The sequence below is a fragment of the Prauserella marina genome, from assembly GCF_002240355.1.
Lineage (GTDB): Bacteria > Actinomycetota > Actinomycetes > Mycobacteriales > Pseudonocardiaceae > Prauserella_A > Prauserella_A marina.
On record NZ_CP016353.1, the window covers coordinates 6,788,203 to 6,808,867 of the forward strand.

At 66.5% G+C, this 20,665-nt stretch carries 22 protein-coding genes and 1 pseudogene; 16 read left to right on the plus strand and 7 right to left on the minus strand.

Going from position 1 to position 20,665, the window contains the following annotated elements; translation table 11 throughout:
• Positions 1–159: 159 nt before the first annotated feature.
• A pseudogene (locus BAY61_RS31605) lies at positions 160–486 on the minus strand (MFS transporter); the annotation flags it as partial.
• Between the two features lie 98 nt (positions 487–584).
• Here BAY61_RS31605 and BAY61_RS31610 point away from each other — a divergent pair.
• Positions 585–1,235 carry an HAD family hydrolase gene (locus tag BAY61_RS31610; protein ID WP_091806214.1) on the plus strand — a complete coding sequence of 217 codons (651 nt, stop codon included), beginning with the start codon at positions 585–587 and terminating at the stop codon, positions 1,233–1,235.
• A gap of 70 nt (positions 1,236–1,305) precedes the next feature.
• Here BAY61_RS31610 and BAY61_RS31615 read toward each other — a convergent pair whose 3' ends face one another.
• Positions 1,306–2,394: an inositol-3-phosphate synthase gene (locus BAY61_RS31615; protein ID WP_091806217.1), complete on the minus strand. Its 1,089-nt coding sequence runs from the start codon at positions 2,392–2,394 to the stop codon at positions 1,306–1,308.
• A 52-nt stretch (positions 2,395–2,446) separates the two neighbouring features.
• Positions 2,447–2,989: a PadR family transcriptional regulator gene (locus BAY61_RS31620; protein WP_091806620.1), complete on the minus strand. Its 543-nt coding sequence runs from the start codon at positions 2,987–2,989 to the stop codon at positions 2,447–2,449.
• Between the two features lie 254 nt (positions 2,990–3,243).
• On the opposite strand from BAY61_RS31620, the gene BAY61_RS31625 reads away from it, so the two are divergent.
• From BAY61_RS31625 to BAY61_RS31635, 3 genes are all read left to right on the plus strand, one after another.
• Positions 3,244–3,642 (plus strand): DUF5318 domain-containing protein, encoded by a 399-nt coding sequence (locus BAY61_RS31625; RefSeq protein ID WP_091806622.1) that lies wholly within the window; start codon positions 3,244–3,246, stop codon positions 3,640–3,642.
• Between the two features lie 98 nt (positions 3,643–3,740).
• A complete protein-coding gene (locus BAY61_RS31630) occupies positions 3,741–6,566 on the plus strand; it encodes a transglycosylase domain-containing protein (protein WP_091806220.1) in 2,826 nt (941 codons plus the stop codon).
• A 118-nt stretch (positions 6,567–6,684) separates the two neighbouring features.
• Positions 6,685–8,229 (plus strand): glycosyltransferase family 87 protein, encoded by a 1,545-nt coding sequence (locus BAY61_RS31635; protein ID WP_176879737.1) that lies wholly within the window; start codon positions 6,685–6,687, stop codon positions 8,227–8,229.
• Here the strand turns inward: BAY61_RS31635 and BAY61_RS31640 are convergent.
• Both BAY61_RS31640 and BAY61_RS31645 read right to left on the minus strand, forming a co-directional pair.
• Positions 8,115–9,494, minus strand: a complete 1,380-nt coding sequence (locus BAY61_RS31640) for a glycosyltransferase 87 family protein (RefSeq protein ID WP_176879739.1) — start codon at positions 9,492–9,494, stop codon at positions 8,115–8,117. The two genes, BAY61_RS31635 and BAY61_RS31640, sit on opposite strands and share 115 nt — an antisense overlap.
• A gap of 5 nt (positions 9,495–9,499) precedes the next feature.
• Positions 9,500–10,267 (minus strand): deoxyribonuclease IV, encoded by a 768-nt coding sequence (locus BAY61_RS31645; RefSeq protein WP_091806625.1) that lies wholly within the window; start codon positions 10,265–10,267, stop codon positions 9,500–9,502.
• A gap of 106 nt (positions 10,268–10,373) precedes the next feature.
• Between BAY61_RS31645 and BAY61_RS31650 the strand changes: the two genes are divergently transcribed.
• The 7 genes from BAY61_RS31650 (at position 10,374) to dnaB (ending at position 15,956) form a co-directional block, all read left to right on the plus strand.
• Entirely contained in the window at positions 10,374–11,216 is an 843-nt protein-coding gene (locus BAY61_RS31650) for a hypothetical protein (RefSeq protein ID WP_091806226.1), read from the plus strand.
• Positions 11,217–11,332: 116 nt separating this feature from the next.
• Positions 11,333–12,289 carry a hypothetical protein gene (locus BAY61_RS31655; protein WP_091806229.1) on the plus strand — a complete coding sequence of 319 codons (957 nt, stop codon included), beginning with the start codon at positions 11,333–11,335 and terminating at the stop codon, positions 12,287–12,289.
• Positions 12,290–12,402: 113 nt separating this feature from the next.
• Complete coding sequence (gene rpsF / locus BAY61_RS31660) at positions 12,403–12,738, plus strand: 30S ribosomal protein S6 (RefSeq protein ID WP_091806232.1); 336 nt, start codon at positions 12,403–12,405, stop codon at positions 12,736–12,738.
• Positions 12,739–12,749: 11 nt separating this feature from the next.
• Complete coding sequence (locus BAY61_RS31665; protein WP_091806236.1) at positions 12,750–13,244, plus strand: single-stranded DNA-binding protein; 495 nt, start codon at positions 12,750–12,752, stop codon at positions 13,242–13,244.
• Between the two features lie 33 nt (positions 13,245–13,277).
• Positions 13,278–13,526, plus strand: coding sequence for a 30S ribosomal protein S18 (rpsR, locus tag BAY61_RS31670; protein ID WP_091806239.1), 249 nt, complete (start codon positions 13,278–13,280; stop codon positions 13,524–13,526).
• Between the two features lie 15 nt (positions 13,527–13,541).
• Positions 13,542–13,997, plus strand: coding sequence for a 50S ribosomal protein L9 (gene rplI, locus BAY61_RS31675; protein WP_091806242.1), 456 nt, complete (start codon positions 13,542–13,544; stop codon positions 13,995–13,997).
• Positions 13,998–14,570: 573 nt separating this feature from the next.
• Positions 14,571–15,956, plus strand: a complete 1,386-nt coding sequence (gene dnaB / locus BAY61_RS31680; protein WP_091806245.1) for a replicative DNA helicase — start codon at positions 14,571–14,573, stop codon at positions 15,954–15,956.
• 4 nt (positions 15,957–15,960) lie between these two features.
• On the opposite strand, the gene BAY61_RS31685 is transcribed toward dnaB, so the two are convergent.
• Complete coding sequence (locus tag BAY61_RS31685) at positions 15,961–16,329, minus strand: winged helix-turn-helix transcriptional regulator (protein WP_211323502.1); 369 nt, start codon at positions 16,327–16,329, stop codon at positions 15,961–15,963.
• 93 nt (positions 16,330–16,422) lie between these two features.
• On the opposite strand from BAY61_RS31685, the gene BAY61_RS31690 reads away from it, so the two are divergent.
• Positions 16,423–17,064 (plus strand): NADPH-dependent F420 reductase, encoded by a 642-nt coding sequence (locus BAY61_RS31690; protein WP_091806251.1) that lies wholly within the window; start codon positions 16,423–16,425, stop codon positions 17,062–17,064.
• Between the two features lie 4 nt (positions 17,065–17,068).
• Here BAY61_RS31690 and BAY61_RS31695 read toward each other — a convergent pair whose 3' ends face one another.
• Complete coding sequence (locus BAY61_RS31695) at positions 17,069–17,431, minus strand: MerR family transcriptional regulator (RefSeq protein ID WP_091806254.1); 363 nt, start codon at positions 17,429–17,431, stop codon at positions 17,069–17,071.
• 69 nt (positions 17,432–17,500) lie between these two features.
• Between BAY61_RS31695 and BAY61_RS31700 the strand changes: the two genes are divergently transcribed.
• The 4 genes from BAY61_RS31700 (at position 17,501) to BAY61_RS31715 (ending at position 20,656) form a co-directional block, all read left to right on the plus strand.
• A complete protein-coding gene (locus tag BAY61_RS31700) occupies positions 17,501–18,364 on the plus strand; it encodes an NAD(P)-dependent oxidoreductase (RefSeq protein ID WP_211323503.1) in 864 nt (287 codons plus the stop codon).
• A 113-nt stretch (positions 18,365–18,477) separates the two neighbouring features.
• On the plus strand, positions 18,478–19,083 hold the full coding sequence (locus BAY61_RS31705; RefSeq protein ID WP_091806629.1) for a dihydrofolate reductase family protein: 606 nt from the start codon (positions 18,478–18,480) through the stop codon (positions 19,081–19,083).
• A 23-nt stretch (positions 19,084–19,106) separates the two neighbouring features.
• A complete protein-coding gene (locus tag BAY61_RS31710) occupies positions 19,107–19,430 on the plus strand; it encodes a YciI family protein (RefSeq protein ID WP_091806257.1) in 324 nt (107 codons plus the stop codon).
• On the plus strand, positions 19,427–20,656 hold the full coding sequence (locus BAY61_RS31715) for an RNA polymerase sigma factor (protein WP_091806260.1): 1,230 nt from the start codon (positions 19,427–19,429) through the stop codon (positions 20,654–20,656). The genes BAY61_RS31710 and BAY61_RS31715 overlap by 4 nt, the downstream gene beginning before the upstream one ends.
• The last annotated feature ends 9 nt before the right edge of the window (positions 20,657–20,665 follow it).

A 20,665-nucleotide genomic window follows, 5' to 3' on the forward strand; every position in this document is an offset into this window, starting at 1 on the left:
AAGCCGATCCGGTCTTCGAGATGAACGAAGAACGAACGGCTGGTGGGCGGTGCGGTCAGACCTCTTCGCCGACGAAAACCGCCTCGGCGGGAACGGTGCGCGAGTCCGGGCCACGCTGGCCACGCGCAGCAGGCTAAGGGCTCGTCAGACACGACCTGACTGCTCGATCGAATCGGCCATCGTGCACAGCGCGGGTGGCGACGACGATGAGGCTGAGACCGACGAGCACCGTGCGTTTGGCCCCGAATCGGGCGCTGGCGGCACTGGTCACGAGCATCGCGACGACCTGAACGGCCAGATAGGAGAAGAACAGCAGCGTCACCTGCGATGGCGAAGCGTCGAGCCCGTCCGCGATCGAGAGCAGGATCGGATCGACGAGGCCGATTCCCATGAAGGCGATCACCGCCGCGAAGGCCGTGATCCACACACCTGTTTCGGCTGCCCTTTCACGGCATCCAGCAGACTCGAATGTTGCTCAGTACTCATCAGCGACGGGTTCCTACTCGACGGCTCCAGAATTCACTTAGCCAGCCTGAGCTCTATTGCTTAGCTATGCGAAGTAATGCCACACGTAGGCTGCCCGAATGGAAGCAGTGGTTTTCGATCTTGACGGGGTGCTGGTCGACTCAGAGAAACTATGGGACGACGTGCGCAGATCCGTCGTGGCCGAACACGGCGGCACCTGGGAAGAAGAGGCGACGCGGGCGCTACAGGGGATGAGCACCCCAGAATGGGCGGACTACCTGGTCACCCGGCTCGGCACCAAGCTGACCCCCGAGCAGGTAGCCGAAACCGTCGTCGAACGCATGACCGACAACTATTCGGGCCGCCCACCGCTGCTGCCGGACGCCGAGGAAACGGTGAGAGCGGTCGCCGAGCGCCATCCCGTCGCCATCGCCAGCTCCTCGCCGCCCGTGCTGATCAACACGTTCCTCGATGCGACGAACCTGAGCGGGCTCGTGCCCGTCGCCATCTCCAGCGAACAGGTGCGGGCTGGAAAACCGGCTCCTGACGTCTACCTCGCCGCGGCGGCAAGGCTCGGAATCAGCCCCGAGAACTGCGCGGCGGTCGAAGACTCGACCAACGGGCTTCGCGCGGCGCTCGCCGCGGGCATGACCGTGATCGGCGTTCCCAACCCGCACTTCCCGCCCGACCCGAGTGTGCTGGCCAAGGCCGCGGCCGTGCTCGACGGCGTCGGCGAACTGCCTTCCGCGCTCGCCGCGCTCGAAGGCTGAGCCCTCCCGAACGGCGGCAACCCCCGTGATCTCGTGCGATCACGGGGGTTGCCGTTACTGAAAGCCCTGCTCAGCGCTGCACTTCTCCCGAGATGAACTTCTCGACGGAGTCACGAGCGCTCGAGTCGTCGTACTGGACCGGCGGCGACTTCATGAAGTAAGACGAAGCCGAAAGCAGCGGACCACCGACACCACGGTCCTTGGCGATCTTCGCTGCCCTCACCGCGTCGATGATGATGCCTGCCGAGTTGGGGGAGTCCCACACCTCCAGCTTGTACTCGAGGTTCAGCGGCACGTCACCGAAAGCGCGCCCCTCAAGCCGCACGTAGGCCCACTTGCGGTCGTCGAGCCACTGCACGTAGTCCGAAGGACCGACGTGCACGTTGCCCTTGCCGAGGTCGCGGTCGATCTGAGAGGTCACGGCCTGGGTCTTCGAGATCTTTTTCGACTCAAGCCGCTCCAGCTCCTTCATGTTCTTGAAGTCCATGTTGCCGCCGACGTTGAGCTGCATCGTGCGGTCGAGCTGGACTCCACGGTCCTCGAAGAGCTTCGCGAGCACCCTGTGCGTGATCGTGGCACCGACCTGCGACTTGATGTCGTCGCCGACGATCGGCACCCCGGCCTGCTCGAACTTCTCGGCCCACTCGGGGTCGGAGGCGATGAAAACGGGAATCGCGTTGACGAAGGCGACACCGGCGTCGAGTGCGGCCTGCGCGTAGAACCTCGCGGCGTCGGTCGAACCGACAGGGAGGTAGCAGACGAGCACGTCCACCTCGGCCGCCCGCAACGCGGCGACGACGTCGACCGGCCGCTCGTCGGACTCCTCGATCGTTTCCTGGTAGAACCGGCCGAGCCCGTCGAGGGTGTGCCCGCGCAGTACCGGGATACCCAGCGGTGGAACGTCACAGACCTTGATGGTGTTGTTCTCGCTGGCAAGGATGGCCTCGGAAAGGTCTTGACCAACCTTCTTGGCATCCACATCGAACGCGGCGACGAACTCGACATCGCGGACGTGGTACTCGCCGAACTGCACGTGCATCAGGCCGGGCACGCGTGCGTTCGGGTCGGCGTCGCGGTAGTAGTGAACGCCCTGGACCAGCGATGCCGCACAGTTGCCGACGCCAACGATGGCCACCTTTACGCGGCGGTTCTCGCCCATGCCGGTATCTCCCTTACTAGTTTTCCGTGTGTAGGTCTTGCCGAGACGCGGGTCAGGCTTCTTTGCTGCGTTGCTCGGCTTGTTCGTGCGCGATCAACTCGTTGAGCCAGCGCACTTCCCGCTCACTCGTCTCCAGGCCGAGCTGATGCAGCTCACGGGTGTAGCGGTCGATCTTTTCCTCGGCTCTGGCCAACGCTGCCCTGAGACCTTCGCGGCGTTCCTCGACACGGCGGCGCCTTCCTTCCAGGATTCGCATCCTGACGTCGGCAGGCGTTCGCGAGAAGAACGTGAGGTGCACCCCAAAACCTTCGTCGTCCCACGTCTGTGGGCCGGCGTCGGCAAGTAGCTCGGCAAACCGTTCCTTGCCTTCCGCGGTGAGCTTGTAAACACGTTTTGCCCTGCGGTTCCAGCCCCCACCGACATCGGCCGACTCCTCGACGATCCAGTTGTCCCGCACCATCCGACGCAGCGTCGGGTACAGCGAGCCGTAGGAGAACGCGCGGAACATACCGAGGGTCTCGTGGAGCCGTTTGCGCAGCACATAGCCGTGCATCGGTGCTTCGTGCAGCAGCCCCAAAATTGCGAACTCCAGCACGGCGCACCCCCTCCCGGGAACGAAACGGGACCATCCGGCGTTGCCGCTGTGTTTGCCGGACGGCTTCAACCAACCTACCGGCCGATTATATCGGCTCGATACATCGAAGTGGTGTACATAACGGCCAAGCCACCCCGGAGAAGGATGGCGTTAACCAAACCGTTATTCTTTGCGCGGCGTGTCGTAAAGAGCCGCGTAGATCACTAAAAAGATCGGCTCATCGCCAACACACTCGAAGCACGTACTCTGTTGTGGTGCGAAACCAGCGGCAGATCGTCGACTACGCGCTACAGCGCCGTGCGCTGCTGGCCGAGGTTTACGCTGGCAGGGTCAGCTCGGCGGACGTCTGTGACGCCACCCCGTACCTGCTCAGGGCAGCCAGGTTCCACGGAAAGCCGAGCAAGACGACCTGCCCGGTCTGCCGCAAAGAAGCACTCACCCACGTCTCCTGGGTTTACGGCGACGAACTCAAGCACGTCGCCGGCTCCGCCCGCGCTCCAGAAGAACTGGAGCGGATGGCCAACCTTTTCGGCGAGTTCACCGTTTACGTTGTCGAGGTTTGCCGGTCCTGCGGATGGAACCACTTGGTGCAGTCGTACGTCCTCGGTACCGGAGAACCACACCCACGCTCACGGAGGACCGCAGGTCAGTGACGGCAGACACCGGCTGGATTACGGGGTCCCGCCGCGCACAGAAACAGTTCGGTCCACAGAACGGCGTACCCCGACGCGCCGATCTGGGAGGGTCTTGAGTGAACGACCAGGGAAATCACGGCTGGCCGGAAGAAGAACCAGGGCACGGCAGACATAGCGGCCGTGGAGGCCACCGTGCGTGGCCGTCCGGTGACGCGGCTGGTCCACAGTGGCCAACGGGCGACGAGCCGCCTCGCGCACCCCGCAGGCCACCGCAACGCCCACAGCCACCGCGCAACCCCCAGTGGCCCAGTGGCGACGAGCCGCCCGCCCGCCGCCCACAAGGCGGCCCCCGGCAACCACCTCCGGGCAGGGGCGCTCCACCACCCGGCCGAAGGCAAGGCCCCCCTCCCGCAGGCGGTCGGCCGCCTGGTCCACCTCCACACGGCCGCCCCCCGCAGGGCTCGCCGCAGCAGGGCTCGCCACAGCAAGGGGGCCGCAGGCAACCTCCTCCGCCCCGGCAGCAGCCGCAAGGTCGGCGTCCGCAGGGCGACCGGTCGGCCAACGTCGTCGTCCCTCCGGGCCCTCCGACCGAGAAACGCGAACCCGAGCTGATCACACATCGTGCCCACAACGGCACGAGTTCCGACGACGACGGTTACGACGCCTACGACTCGGGGGAACACCGCTGGTCCGAAGAGGACGAACAACGTTTCCTTGAAACGGGTCTCGACGAAGAAGAAGAGGCCACGGCGGGCAAGAATGGCAAGAACAAGCCGCCGCTGACACCCGCCCAGCGCAAGAAGCGGCGATGGCGCCGCATCCGGCGCACCCTCTACGCGTTCGTCGGCGTCTTCCTCGTGTTGCCCGCGCTGGCGTTCGCGGTCACCTACTTCCTCGTGGACGTCCCGTCTCCTCAAGAAGTCGCTGCCGGTCAGAGCAAGGTCGTGACCTTCTACTACGCCGACGGCAAGGAGATGGGCAAGGACATTCCTCCCGACGGAGGCAACCGGATCATCCTCAAGCCGGAGGACGTCACGCCCGTCGTGCGGCACGCCGTCTACGCGGCGGAGGACGCGACGTTCGAAACCAACTCCGGCTTCGACCTCACCGGCATCCTGCGCGCGGTGTACAACCAGGTCACCGGCGGTGTCGGTGGTGGATCGACCATCAGCCAGCAGTACATCAAGAAGGCAACGGAAAACGAAGAGAGCACACTCACTCGTAAGTGGACCGAGCTCGTCAAGTCGTTCAAGATGAACAACGAGCAGTCCAAGGACGAGATCATCACCGCGTACCTGAACACGATCTACTTCGGGCGCGGCGCCTACGGCATCCAGACCGCGGCACAGGCGTTCTTCGCAAAGGACGCCAAGGACCTCAACGCATCGGAAGCGGCACTGCTCGCCGGACTCATCCAGCAGCCGGGACGCTCCGAGAACAACGAGGTCGCGATGCAGCGCTGGAACTACGTGATGGACCAGATGGTGAAGAACCAGTGGTTGTCACAGGAAGACCGGGATTCGGCACAGTTCCCGACGCCCGTCCCTTACGAGCAAGCGAAGCCGGAGTCGATCACGGGACCGGACGCCTTCATCGAGTCGAGAGTCAAGGCCGAACTCGAAGCGAAGGGCTATCCGGAGGAAAAGCTCCAGGCAGGCGGCTATCACGTCTACACGACGATCGATCAGCGGGCGCAGGACGCGGCGAAGCAAGCGGTGAACGACGTCATGGGCGACGAACCGGCCGAACTCCGCAAGGCACTCGTCGCCGTCGACCCGAACACCGGCGGGGTGCTCGCCTATTACGGGGGGCCGCGCGAGATCGGCGTCGACGAGAAGGACTGGGGCAATACCCAGCGCAACCCCGGATCGTCGTTCAAGCCGTTCGACCTCGTCGCGCTGTTGCAGAGAGGCAAGGGGCTCGGCGAGATCTACGACGGCAGTTCACCGCGACAGTTCGGCAGCGTCGAGATCCGCAACTCGGAAAACGTGCAGTGCGCACAGTGCACTGTCGCGGAAGCCATGGAGAGATCGATCAACACCGTGTTCTACGACATGGTGGTCAACGAGGTCGGGCCGCAAGCCGTCGTCGATGCCGCGCTGGGCGCGGGCATTCCTGAGAAACACGGCGATCTCGCCACCATGGGCAGCCTCGACGGCAACATCTCCATCGGCGGTGGTGACACCATGGTCACCCCGACGGACATGGCCGCCGCGTACGCCTCGTTCGCATCCGGCGGAGTCAGACACGACACCCACTTCGTCGCGAAACTCACCACCTCGGACGGCGAGGTCGTCTTCGACGAGACCACGGAGGCTGCCACAGAGGGCGAGCCCGCGTTCAGCTCCGATCCCGAGGAGAGCAAACAGATCGCGGGTAACGTCACCGAGTCGCTGTTGCCGGTTCCGATCCGCTCCGAAATCGCGTGCGCGGACGGACGGCAGTGCGCGGGCAAGACGGGAACGCACCAGTACGTCAGCCCCGACGGCGAAAAGTCGGTGAACGAGAACTCCCAGGCGTGGATGGTCGGCTACACGCCGCAGGTGTCGGCGGCAGTCTGGGTCGGCACCGGTGGTGGCGAACCGATCAGGGACGCCGCCGGCAACCGGATCTACGGCAGCGGCCTGCCAGGCGAGGTCTGGAAGGAGTTCATGGACACCTACCTCGAAGGGCAGCCGGAAGAGGACTTCGAGCCGGTCGAACCGATCGGAACGCCACCGGCCCCGCCGGAGCCGGATCCGCCGCCGGTGACCGAGGCGCCGCCGACAACGACCTCGGAACCGGAGACGACGACTCCGGAGACGAGCTCCGAACCGGAGACGCCGACCAGCAGCACCGAGTCGGAGACCTCCACCGAGGAAGACGACCCGGATCGGCCGACCCCGCCCACGGCTCCCGACTGGCCGCCGATAGGCAGAGACGAAGAAGACAGCGGCGGCTGACCACCGTGGCCCAGTGACAACGGCCGCGCCGACGATTTCGTCGGCGCGGCCGTTGTCGTTTGATCGGGGGACGCCGGGCTTCACACCCGGCGCATGGTCGGCACGTAACATTCCGCGGGTGTCCAGCGATAAGCACGACCCTCCTCAGACGGGGACACCCGACACCATGTCGCTGGATGCCTCGCAACGAGTCATCCCCAGCCGGGAAGACCCCGCACTCGCCGCCGCGACGAGGCCGATCGGCGGCCCGCTCGGCGAGCACGCCGCGGTGGGAAGGCACTGGTTCTGGTCACCGTTGCGGGTCGGTCTGCTGCTCGGCGTCATCGCGCTGACCATCGGCTGGTTCGGAAAAGCCGCCTGCATCCAGCAGTTCGTCAATCCGGACGGCCAGGCCGAACTGGACTGGCGATCCGGCAGGCCGTACGTCGCGATGTGCTACTCCGACGTCGTTCCGCTCTACTCGGCGGAACGCCTCAACCAGGACGGCACGTTCCCCTACGCCACGAACTGGGTCGAGAACGAGGGCACCGACCGCGAACAGGTCCGGTACATGGAATACCCGGTGCTGACGGGGCTCTTCCAGTGGGTCAACGCCAAACTCACCCACGGCTGGACCGATGTCGCCCAGGCGGGCTGGTTGCCTGGCGCGCTTCCGGTCGCCGTCTACTTCAACATCACGGCACTGTTCCTCGCGCTCGCCTGGCTCGTCACGATCTGGGCCGTGGCGAAGACGTCGACCCGACGACCGTGGGACGCGCTGCTCGTCGCCGCGTCACCACTCGTGATCGTGCACGCGTTCACCAACTTCGACACCATCGCCGCCGCGTTCGCCGCGACCGGCCTGCTCGCGTGGGCCCGGCGAAAACCGGTGCTCGCCGGTTTGCTGCTCGGGATCGGTGCCGCGGCCAAGATGTACCCGTTGTTGTTACTCGGTCCGTTGCTCGTGCTGTGCCTGAGAGCGGGCAAGCTTCGAGAATGGGGCACCACGGCGCTTGTCACCGCAGGCACGTGGCTCGTGGTGAACCTTCCCTTCATACTGTTTCTCCGTGAAGGCTGGGAGGAGTTCTTCCGGCTCAACACCGAACGCGGGATGGACCCGGACTCGCTCTACAACGTCGTTTCCTACTTCACGGGCTGGGCTGGTTTCGACGGACCGCTCGATCCGGGACAGACACCGAGCGTGCTCAACGCCGTCAGCGGGGTGCTGTTCCTGTTGTGCTGTGCGGGAATCGCGTTCATCGGGCTCACCGCACAGGTGCGGCCACGCGTCGCGCAACTCTGCTTCCTCGTCGTCGCCGCGTTCCTGCTCACCAACAAGGTGTGGAGCCCGCAGTACTCACTGTGGCTCATCCCGCTCGCGGTACTCGCCATTCCTCGCTGGCGGCTCCTGTTGTTGTGGATGGTCGTCGACGCGCTCGTGTGGGCACCGCGCATGTTCTACTACCTCGGCATGGACCAGAAGGGACTGCCGGAAGGCTGGTTCCTCGGCACGGTCGTCGCCCGCGACGTACTGGTCGTCTTGCTGTGCGTACTGGTGATCAGGGAGATCTACCGGCCGTCGACCGACCTCGTGCGCACGGCGGGCGACGACGACCCGGCCGGTGGGGTACTCGACGGCGCGAACGACGTCGTCGTGGTGAGGCGATCCAAAGCAACCGTGTAGCGCGGCACCGCCTTCGCCGAAAGGAACGCGAAGTAGAGCCCGGCAAGCAGCGCGGCCCTTCCCCACACACCGATGACGACGGCCTGCGCCGCGAACCCGTCGTAGATCGCGCCGCCTCCTCCGCCGAGTTCGCTGTACCAACGGAAGATCCCGATGCCCATGGCCAGATCGGCGAGCAGGTAGCCGACGATCCAGCCCCACCGCACCTTGAGCAACACGAACATCGGCAACAGCCACAGCGTGTACTGCGGTGAATGCACCTTGTGCAGCAACAGAAACGCGCACAACGCCGCCGCTGCCACTGGCAACAGCGGGTACTCGCCGCCCTCCTCGCGATAACGCCGCCAGCCGAGCCAGCAGGCCAGCGCTACCGCCGCGATGACGAGTACCGGTGACACCACGTCGACGAACGACCGGAATCCCGCCTCGTCGTCGCCGAACAACAACCGGACGCCCCAGTACCACAGCGAGTTGGTCGTCAGGTCGGCCGAACGCTCGCCCTGGAACAGGAATGATGCCCACCAGCCGTCGAATCCGGCGATCGCGAAAGGCACGTTCGCCACGATCGCGGTCGACGCCGCGACCAGCACGACCCGCACCGCGGCTCTCACGTTCCTCCCGCCTTCGCTCGTGAAGGCATAGAGAACGAGCGGAAGTACGAACAGCGCGGGATAGAGCTTGAGCGCGAACCCGATACCGAGCAGTGCGGCGGCCACGCTCGTGCGCACCGCGAGCGGCCAGCTCGCCCGGTAGATCACGAAGAACGCGGCGACGGAAGCCGCCACCGCAGGCAGGTCCCAGTTGTGGAAGGCGTACAGCACCAGCGGCGGACCCAGCGCCCACAGCAATGCTCTCCAGCCGGCGAGCCTGCCGAGCAGCCACGCGGTGAGCAGCCCGAACGGCGCCAGCAACAACGCCGAAAGCAACAGGAACTGGGCGTCGTTGTCCGCGAACGCGGCACCTGCCCAGATGAGCACGCCGGTCAGCACCGGGTACTCAACGGTCCCGCCGACGAGGTTGCCGTCGACGAGGGCGCCGTCGACATAGGGGAAGACGTGCTTGTCGATGTCCCTGCCCAGCCACAGGAACTGGATGTCCGAGTAACAGACGTCGCTGTTGACGCGCTCGGAGTAGTCCGGCGCGCTCCGTCCCGACTCGTCGAATTCGGGCCCCGCGCACCGGTACTTGTTCGCGAGCCCCGCGGCGAGCACGAGCCCGCACAGGAAAACCAGCGCCGCGAGTTGAGCGCGGTGCGTCGGGCGCACGCCGCTCAGAGCCCGCGCAGGAACTCGATGTCGGCGGCCTGCCCACCAGGCGGGGTTTCCACGATGACGGGGGCGCCCGCCTCGACGGCGACGGCGCCGAGCAGTTCGGCGGGAATCGTCCCTTCACCACCGACGACGTTCGCGTGCCGATCGCGTTGCGAGCCTGCCTCGTCGCGGGAGTTGTTCAGGTGTACGAGGTCGATCCGGCCGGTGATCGCCTTGACCTTCGAGACCACGTCGGAAAGATCCCAGCCCGCGGCCCACGCGTGACACGTGTCGAGGCAGAACCCCGCGTCGAAAGAACCGACCTCGTCCCACAGCCTGGCGAGCATGTCGAGGTCCTTGGCCATGGCACCGTCACCGCCGGCCGTGTTCTCGATGAGAACGGGGACCTCGAAACCGCCTTGCTCGGCCTGCCGTTCGAACAGCTTGCGCCAATTGGCCAAGCCTTCCCCTGTGTCCTCGCCTTTGCGCACGTGCCCACCGTGAACCACGATGCCGCGCGCTCCGACCTCGGCGGCGGCGCTCACGTGCTGCGCCAGCGTCTTGCGCGAGGGAATACGAATGCGGTTGTTCAGCGAGGCGACGTTGAGCACGTAGGGCGAATGAATGAACACGGTGATCCCCGACTGCCCGAACTCATCGGCCTGCGGATGCCGCTGCGGCTTCTTCCAGCCCTGTGGATCGGCGAGAAAGAACTGCACCGCATCGGCACCGACGTCGCGGGCCGCGGTTATCGGATCGTCGTCCCTTACGTGAGCACCGATGAGCATTCGAAGAGGGTAACGATCCGCGATCGCGTTCATCGAGTACGGTGACCCTGTTTCGCATCCACCCGGTTCCGACTGGGGTCGCACCACGCGCGAAGGCGAGGAACTCATGGGGTCTGGGTTTCGACCGCACGGCAGGCGATTCGGCACCGCCGGTGTTCTCGTGGCCGTATCCGCGCTGTCGGTGCAGCTCCTCGCGCCCGGCGTCGCCTCGGCAGCCGAACCCGTCGTCGTCGGAAGCTGCTCGCGAACGCTGAACGGCGACGATGGCAAGCCGCTCACCCTGGACATCGGTTCGGCCGTCAACGCCCCGGGCCTGCTGGATGTCGGGCTCGGAGCCGATTCGGGCGCGCTGCTGTCCCTGCCGGTCAAGGAGACCCTGAAGGGCCTCGGCATCAGCGAGACCGGCCCCGTCGTCGACACGGCGGGGCGGCTCTGCGACACCGTGACCGACCTGGCGAACAGGGCAGCCGCGCCGGTACAGCGAGCCATTCCCGAACCGAACCCCGTCGTTCCTCCTCGCCCCGAAAAGCCAGCGCCGGAGGAACCACCCTCGGAAGAGCCACCTCCCGAACCGGAGGAACCGGCGCCCGGCGCCCCCGGTCAGGAGCCCGCTCCGCCGCCGCCCGAGGTTCCGCCGTCCACGCTGCCCGTTCCCTCAGAGCGCTTCGCGGGCATCGTGCCGATCGGCGACTTCTCCACGCTCGGACCGATCAGCGTGCCCCCCGCCGTCTCGATCCCGCCGTTCACGCCGCCAGCGGTTCCCGACCTCGGCGGGCCCGACGCGAACAGGGCCCCCGACACGGTCAAGCACGGGAACAACCCGGGAACGGCGAGGGCGCTGTCCCTCCCCGACGCTCCCGACCGGCTGCCGATGTTGCTTGCCGTGCTCGCCCTCGTACTCGTCGTCGCCGCGCTCGCACGTACCTGGGTTCGGCGCAGGTCCGCCTGACCGGCCGGGCGTGGGTGTCAGTTCACACCTCGAATTGATCCGTTCTCGCGTATCTTTTCCGTGCACACCTCGTTGCTGGTTTTGAACACCCTGTCGACTTCGAAGGGGACGCTCTCGTGCGGATCACGCCGACCGCCATGGCAAGGACAACGCGCAAGGTGCTCACGACAGCAGCCGTCGCCGCCGCTGTCACCGGCCTGACGATGCTTTCCGGCGGAACGGCGAGCGCCAGCTCGACGACTCTGCTCGCCGACTCGTGCACCCAGCTGGTTCAGGGGCGGATCGGCGACGACATCCTTTTGCGCGGTGAGTCCGTGCGGGACCTGGTCAAGCAGGGCGCGAAAGAGGCACAGACGATCGCGGTCGTGCATCACCTGACGATCTGGCCCGACCACCTCGCAAGGGAGATCGCCAAGGAACAACTGCCCGTCGGCTCCGTCCCCAACGCGCAGGGCGGCACCATCACCGGCAGCGCGCTCGGCTCAGCGGTACGAGCGGCGCTCAAGGATTCCGCCGGCATCGGTGTGCTCGGCGAAACCAAGGAGACCACGCTCAGCACCATCGCGAACAAGGTCGCCGGAAACTGCGGGCTGCCGGTGGCGGCCACCAACTACACCTCGCCGTCGAGCCCGCGCGACGACAACCCTTCGTCCCCCTCCTCGCCGTCCTCACCCTCCGCACCAGGCCAGGACGGCGGCACGAGCGCGACGCCGGGAACAGGAGCACTCGAAGGCACGGGCGGCGCCACCGTCCCGCCACGTGACTACGGAGACATCCCGGCCGTGAGCCCGCCGAGCGCGGGTATCGGCGTGCCGCCGGACCTTCGCTACCCGCCGTCGAGTGGCATTCCGGGACAGCCCTCCTCACCCGAGTTCGGCATCCTCGGCGCCGACTCCGACGACAACGGCGCCAGGGCAGGGCAGGGCGACGACGTGCGCAACGCTGGCAACGCCGACGCCATCGCGGCACCGCCATCGCAAACCGCGGTCCAGCTGCCGATGCTGCTTGCCGTGGTCGCGCTGGCTGGCGTCACGGCGGCCCTCGTGCGCACCTGGGTCTTGCGCAGGACCTGACCGTACGAGCCACCCCGGACGAGACCGTCGGAGCAGGTCCGTAGACTGGTCTGTCGACAACCCTCCTGTCACGGAACGTCCGTGACCGCGAAGCCCACAGGAGGTGAGTGGTTGTGCCACGCCATTACGAGGTAATGGTCATCCTCGATCCCTCGCTCGACGAGCGTACGGTCGCCCCCACCCTCGACAACTTCCTCAACGTGATCCGCACATCAGGCGGAAGCGTCGAGAAGGTCGACATCTGGGGCCGCCGCAGGCTCTCGTACGAGATCGCCAAGAACGCAGAGGGCATCTACGCCGTGCTCGACCTGCACTCGGAGCCCGAGGCGGTCAAGGAACTCGACCGTCAGCTCTCGCTACAGGAAACCGTGCTGCGCACCAAGGTCGTGCGGCAGACGGCTCCGCGTGGAGCAAAGGCAGCCGCCAAGATCGCAGCGGCGAAGGCCTGAGGCAGGAAGCCATGGCTGGAGACACCGTCATCACGGTGGTCGGCAACCTGACAGCGGACCCCGAGCTGCGCTTCACTCCGTCCGGAGCGGCCGTCGCGAACTTCACCGTCGCTTCGACGCCCCGTACCTTCGACCGGCAGTCCGGCGAATGGAAGGACGGCGAGGCGCTGTTCCTGCGCTGCAACATCTGGCGGCAGGCGGCTGAGAACGTCGCCGAGACGCTGACCAGGGGCGCGAGGGTCATCGTGCAGGGCAGGCTGAAGCAGCGGTCCTTCGAGACGAAGGAAGGCGAGAAGCGCACGGTCGTCGAGCTCGAAGTCGACGAGATCGGGCCCTCGCTGCGTTACGCCACGGCCAAGGTCAACAAGGTCAGCCGCGGCAGCGGTGGCGGCGGCTTCGGGGGCGGCGGTGGCGCCGGTGCCGGTGCGCCTGCCGACGACCCGTGGGGTTCCGCGCCACCCGCAGGAGGCGGTGGCGGCGGGTTCTCCGACGAACCGCCCTTCTAAGCAACCACAAGAATCGTTCCCCAGGAGTACACAGTGGCCAAGCCACCCATTCGTAAGCCGAAGAAGAAAGTCTGCGTGTTCTGCAAGGCCGAGAAGCAGGGCCACCCCGAGCACATCGACTACAAGGACACCAACCTGCTGCGGAAGTACATCTCCGACCGCGGCAAGATCAGGGCCCGCAGGGTCACCGGCAATTGCAGCCAGCACCAGCGCGACATCGCCATCGCGGTCAAGAACTCCCGCGAGATGGCGCTGCTGCCCTACACCTCGACCGCGCGCTGAGAGAGGGAGTAGGACATGGCAAAGATCATTCTGACGACCGATGTCGCCAATCTCGGTGGTCCCGGTGACATCGTCGAGGTCAAGGACGGCTACGCGCGCAACTACCTGTTGCCACGTGGCTTCGCGATCACGGCGACAAAGGGCGCGGAGAAGAACATCCGCACCATCCGCAGGGTGCAGGAGTCGCGTCGCATCCGCGACCTCGACCACGCCAAGGAGGTCAAGGCGAAGCTGGAGGGCCTCGGCGCCATCCAGCTCAGCGCCAAGGCCGCGGAGGGCTCCCAGAAGCTCTTCGGCTCCGTGACCACCAGTGACGTCGTCACCGCCATCAAGGCGGCCGGTGGCCCGCTGCTCGACAAGCGGTCCATCGAACTCGGCGAGCACATCAAGACGCTCGGCAAGCACGGGGTCAGCGCCAAGCTGCACCCGAAGGTGACGGCCGACGTCCGCATCGAGGTCGTCGCGCAGTAGTCGCGATCATCGCTTCACGGCAACGGCGGGATCCCCGGCAACGGGGGTCCCGCCGTTCCCGTTCGCGGGGAACCGCTCGACGATCGCGTTCCGTGGACCGGTTACGGAACGCACAGAGCAGGCTTCCCCTGAGCTGAGCACCGGCCACTCGTTCAGCCCAACGGGGCCCCACGAAACGCTCGGTAGCTTTCATCCACAGGCCGCACCGCACCCTGGTGACAAGAGCCATGTGCGACACGCCGATCCACCAACTCGATGCGACACGCCGCATGGCTTACAACAAAGTTCTCCACACCTTACTCACAGGCTCCTACCAGGGGTTTTCGTCATGCAAACACAAGTCATCCCCAAGTTGTACACAGGTATCAACAGCCCTGTGATTGGTTGCGGCCCTCCATCAACAAGTTATCCACAGTGTGATCCACAGCCAAGATTGCGCTGGTCCTTCCGGGCGATCTAGCGTGCTCCGACGGCGCCCGAAACGAGGCTCCTCCGGCGCCGAATGGCAGCCACCGATTTCCGCTAGAATCGAACGCATGTTCGATACCCGACATTGAGGAGGTGCCTGCACCGGTGGCGATCACCGACGACCGCGGCCCCGCGTACCCACCGTCCGAGCAACAAGGCGGATTCGACCGTCAACCGCCCCAGGACGTGCCGGCGGAGCAATCCGTACTCGGCGGCATGCTGCTGTCCAAGGACGCGATCGCCGATGTCGTCGAGGTGCTGCGGCCCGGTGACTTCTACCGTCCGGCTCACCAGGCCGTCTACGACTGCATCCTCGATCTCTACGGCAGGGGAGAGCCCGCCGACCCGATCACCGTGTCGGCCGAGCTGGAACGGCGAAGCGAACTGGCGAGGGTCGGCGGCGCGCCGTACCTGCACACGCTCATCGCCACCGTGCCGACGGCGGCCAACGCCGGCTACTACGCGCAGATCGTGGCCGAAAAGGCCATTCTCCGCAGGCTCGTCGAGGCAGGCACCCGCATCGTCCAGTACGGCTACGGCGCGGACGGTACCGACGGCGGAGACGTCAACGAGGTCGTCGACCGCGCACAGGCCGCCATCTACGAGGTCACCGAGCGGCGGACGAGCGAGGACTACGTCGCGCTCGAAGAACTGCTGCAACCCACCATGGACGAGATCGACGCCATCGCGTCCCGGGGCGGGACGGCGCAGGGAATCCCCACCGGATTCGTCGACCTCGACGAGGTGACCAACGGTCTGCACGCCGGTCAGATGGTCATCGTCGCCGCGCGGCCCGGTGTCGGTAAGTCGACCCTCGGCCTCGACTTCGCGAGGTCCTGCTCGATCCGGCACGGCATGACCAGCGTCATCTTCTCGCTGGAAATGAGCCGGACCGAAATCGTCATGCGCATGCTCTCGGCGGAAGCTCGCATCAGGCTTGCCGACATGCGCGGTGGCAAGATGTCCGACGACGACTGGACCCGGCTGGCGAGGCGGATGAGCGAGATCAGCGAGGCACCGCTGTTCGTCGACGACTCGCCCAACCTGACCATGATGGAAATCCGTGCGAAGGCGAGGCGGCTCAAACAGCGCAACGACCTGAAGCTGGTCATCCTCGACTACCTCCAGCTCATGACATCGGGCAAGCGGGTGGAGTCGAGGCAGCAGGAAGTGTCGGAGTTCTCCCGGCATCTCAAACTGCTGGCGAAGGAACTCGAAGTGCCGGTCATCGCGATCAGTCAGCTCAACCGTGGGCCCGAACAGCGGACCGACAAGCGGCCGATGCTCGCCGACCTGCGTGAATCGGGCTCACTGGAGCAGGACGCCGACATGGTGATGCTGATCCACCGGCCCGACGCGTGGGAAAGGGACGATCCGCGAGCAGGTGAGGCGGACCTGATTCTGGCCAAGCACAGGGCGGGCCCCACGAGCACCATCAGCGTGGCACACCAACTCCACTACAGCCGGTTCACCGACCTGGCACCGGAGTAGCCGGTCAGCGCACCGTCTCCTGCGCCTCCAGCAACTCGTCGCCGTACTCACGTATCCAACTGGCCAATTCGCGCATCGGCCCGTCGACGAGGCTGGCACCCAGCGAGCTCAGCCTGTAGTCGACGCGAGGCGGCGCCGCCCGATGACGACGACGTTCGACCAGGCCGTTGGCGAGCAGTCGGCGCAGGGTCTCGGTCAGCACTTTGTCGCTGAGCCCGCCGACCCGCTCAAGCAGCTCGGAACGGCGCAGCGGCCCGGCTCGCAGTCCGGCGAGCACGATCGGATCCCAGGTGTGGGCGAACAGTTCGGTCGCCGCACGCAGTCGGCAGTCTGCGAGCAACTGCTCGCAGGAAGCGGTGCGATCGTCGTTCATCGATGCCATGCTCGCGCGTCCGTCTCCTACCGATCGGTATGCGTCGGCTTCCTACGGTAGCCCTCAGCAATCCACGACAGATGGGAACGAACCGTGCGGATCGGGATTTTGGGCACCGGAACCTTGGCCGTCGCGCTGGGCGCGGCATGGGCCCGCGCAGGCCACGAGGTGTTGGTGGGCGGGCGCTCATCGGACAGAGCGACGGCCGCGGCGACGCGGATGGGTGACCAAGCCAGGGCCGTGCCCCTAGCGGAGGCAGTAGCCGGGAGGGACGCCGTGCTGGTCGCCGTGACCTGGCAAGGACTACCGGACATCCTTCGCGCGGCAGGGGCGGCGGAGGGTTCGCTGGCCGGGACTCCACTGATCGACCCCACCAACGCCATCGATTACAGCGTCGGCGAATTGCTCACCTCGGATGGAAGGGCGGCAGCCGAACATGTCGCCGAATGGGCACCAGGCGCTCAGGTGGTCAAGGCGTTCCATCTGTTCGCCGCCGATCAATGGAAAGAGGGTTCGGAGTCGGTGACGGTGGCACTGGCAGGCGATGACAAGAACGCACTGCGCGTCACCGCTGACCTGGTTCGTGACGCCGGCGCGCTGCCCGCGGTTCTCGGCCCGTTGAGCCGCGCCAGGCAGCTGGAGGAAGTCGCCGGTTTCGTCATGGGACTCGCGTTGTCCGGTGTCGACCCGAACTCGGCCATCCCGCGAGTACCGACACCGGCTACGACGTCCTGAGACCTCAGCCTGCCAATCGCCGTTGCGTCGCTGCCAGGTAGTCCCGCAGTGTCCGCCGGGACTGGACGAGTGTGTCGATCTGCTCGTCCAGTCCCGCGATGCGTTCGCGCAGCAGGTCGAGGGTCTCGGGGCAGGGCTCAAGCTCGGGAGCCGCGCCGCTGACGCACGGTTGGAGATACCCGATCTCCTGGGTCGACAGCCCGGCTTCGAGCAGTTTTCTGATCTGGGACACGGTCAGCACGGCGTCGTCGGCGTACTCGCGATAGCCGTTGCCCGCGCGCTCGGGGACCAGCAGGCCCTGCGCCTCGTAGTACCGAAGTTGGTGCGAGTTCACTCCGGTCCGCCGACTCAGCTCTCCGATCAACAAGCGAATTCCCCTTGACCTTGATACCGGTGTGAACGTTGACGATTGTGCCACCGATCAACGAAGGAGCACATGATGCGCACCGGCACACCCGTCACGGTTCTCGGCCTCGGACTGATGGGCAGCGCCCTCGCCGGGGCGTTCCTGCGCGCGGGACACCCGACGACCGTGTGGAACCGCACTACGGCGAAAGCCGACGACCTCGTGGCCGGTGGAGCGACGCTCGCCGAGTCCCCGGCGGACGCGATTGCCGCAGCCCCGCTCGTGGTGGTCTGCGTTTCGGACTACGACGCCGTCGCGGACGTCCTCAAGGGACCGCTCCACGGCAGGGTCGTCGTGAACCTGACCTCGGGTACGCCCTCGCGCGCCCGAGCACTCGCCGAGGAGGTGACGCGTCGCGGCGGCGACTACCTCGGCGGCGGGATCATGGCCGTCCCCGAGGCCGTCGGCACCGCCGACGCCGTCATCGCCTACAGCGGACCGCGATCGCTGTACGACGCCCATGGATCCACGCTGGGCAAGCTCGGCACCGGCCTCCATCTCGGCGACGATCCCGGTCTGTCCGCCACGCACGAGATGGGGACACTCATCCTCATGTGGGGCATGCTCGACGGCTTCCTCAACGGTGCGGCGATCCTCGGCGCCGCCGGTGTTTCGGCGACGGCGTATCTCCCCATCGCACGGACCGCGATCGACACGGTGGCCGGCTGGCTGCCCGGCTACGCGCGGCAGGTGGACGACGGCGTTTATCCGCCAGACGACGGCACCGTCGACACCCACCTTGCCGCGATGGCACACGTGATCGAGGAGAGCGAAACACTCGGCATCAACACCGAACTGCCGCGGCTCGTCAAGGCATTGGCCGAACGAGCGGCAACCGAAGGGCACGCTGCGAGCGGCTACCCGGCATTGGTGGAGCAGTTCCGCAAGCCGTGAGCCGAACTCGTCGAAAGAAAAACCGGCGGCGGTGTCGGATCGGGGCGGGGCTGTTCGTGGAGAGGGTGAGAAGCGTCCGCGAGGGGCGCCCCGATCGGGCAGGAGCCGTGAACATGAAGCTGACGACCGTGACCAACTTGTCCGTCGACGGTGTGATGCAGGGATGCGGTGGGCAGAACGAGGACCGCAGGGGCGGGTTCGGGCGCGGCGGGTGGGCGCTGCCGCTGTTCGACGAGGAAGCCGAGACGTGGCTCGGCCAGATCTATCAGCGTGCCGACACGTTCCTTTTCGGACGGCGGACCTACGAGATCTTCGCCGGGTCCTGGGGAGTGATGGAAGATCCGAGCAGCAGCCCCATCGGGTCGTCCTTGAAGGCACGGCCCAAGTACGTCGCCTCGACCACGCTCACCGCCCCGCGGTGGACGGGCACGACCGTCCTCTCCGGTGACGTCGCGGCCGGTATCCGCGACCTCAAGGCCGAGCAGGAGGGTGAACTACAGGTCCATGGCAGCGGCCAACTGGTCCGCTGGCTGTTCGACAACGACCTTGTCGACGAGATCACGCTGCTCACCTATCCCGTGCTCGTCGGGCAGGGCACGCGGCTGTTCCCCGAATCGGGCCCGGATACGGCGCTCGACCTGGTCGGCTCGCGAACGACCTCGCAGGGGGTAACGTTCCAGGTCTACCGGCCCGGCGGGCGCCCGAGGTACGCGGCCTGAGGTGCGAGAGGAATTGACCGGAGATGCAGTATCTGGTTTCCGTGATCGACGACAAGACCGGCTCGGCCACCCCGTCCGAGATGGCCGCGATCAATGCGTTCAACGACCGGCTCGTCGCAGAAGGACACTGGGTCTTCGCAGGCGGCCTCAACGCGCCAAACACGGCCACGGTGATCGACAACAGGGAAGGGGAGCCGATGTTCACCGACGGTCCTTTCCTTGAGTCGAAGGAGTACCTTGCCGGCTTCTGGGTCATCGAGGCCCCCGACCTCGACGTGGCGCTCAAGCTCGCCGCCGAGGGCGCCAAGCACTGCAACCGGAGGGTCGAGGTGCGGCCGTTCCTGTGAGCGCGGTCGGTGCCCGCGAGGCGGTCGCACTCGCCCATCGGGCGGAGTGGGCCCGCCTGGTCGCTGCGCTGACCAGGCGTTTCGGCGATCTCGACATCGCGGAGGAGGCGGCGGCCGAGACGTTCGCGACCGCCGTCGAACGGTGGTCGGCCGACGGCGTGCCTCCCAACCCCGCTGCTTGGCTGACCACTACCGCCGTTCGCAAAGCCATCGACCGGATCCGGCGGGAGAGCAAGCGCGAGGACAAGCACAGGGAGGCGCGCCTCGTGCAGGACGACGATCAGCACGAGCCGCGCGGGGCCATCGACGACGAGCGGCTGCGACTGATCTTCACCTGCTGTCACCCCGCACTGGCGATGGAAGTCCGGGTCGCGCTGACCCTGCGCATGATCGGCGGGCTGACCGTGTCCGAGATCGCCAGCACCTTCCTTGTGCACGAAGCCACCATGGGGCAGCGGATCACCCGCGCGAAGGCCAAGATCAAAGCGACCCGAATCCCTTACCGGGTGCCATCAGCGGAGGACCTTCCACGACGCGTTTCCGGCGTTCTGGCCGTCCTCTTTCTCATCTTCAACGAGGGCTACCTCGCGACCGGCTCCGGCACCGACCCCGTGCGCGACGAACTGACCGCCGAGGCGATCCGGCTGACTCGGCTGCTCCATACCCTCATGCCCGACGACGGTGAGGTGGTGGGACTGCTGGCGCTGATGCTGCTCACCGAAGCTCGCCGAGAGGTCAGAGTCTCGCCGAGCGGCGAACTGGTTCCCCTCGGCGAACAGGATCGGCAAGCCTGGAACTCGGAACTGATCGCCGAGGGGCATCGGCTGGTTCGTCGGCGCCTGGCCACCGGAATGGCGCCTGGTCGCTACCAGATCCTCGCGGCGATCAACGCCGTGCACACCTCGGCACACGACGTCGCCGACACCGACTGGTCACAGGTCGTCGCCCTCTACGACCTGCTCGTCCGCCTCGACCCCTCGCCGATCGTCGCCCTCAACCGGGCCATCGCGGTCGCCGAACTCGACGGCGCCGAAGTGGGGCTGGCGATCGTCGACCGGCTTGAGGACGAGCTCGGCGAGTATCACGCCTACCACGCGGCCCGCGCCGAACTGCTACGCCGACTTGGCCGCCGCCAGAACGCGCGTTCGGCGTACGACAAGGCCATCGAGCTGGCAGGCAACACTGCCGAAACCGCCTACCTGACCCGCCGTCGCGATCAGGCGTAATGACCGGTG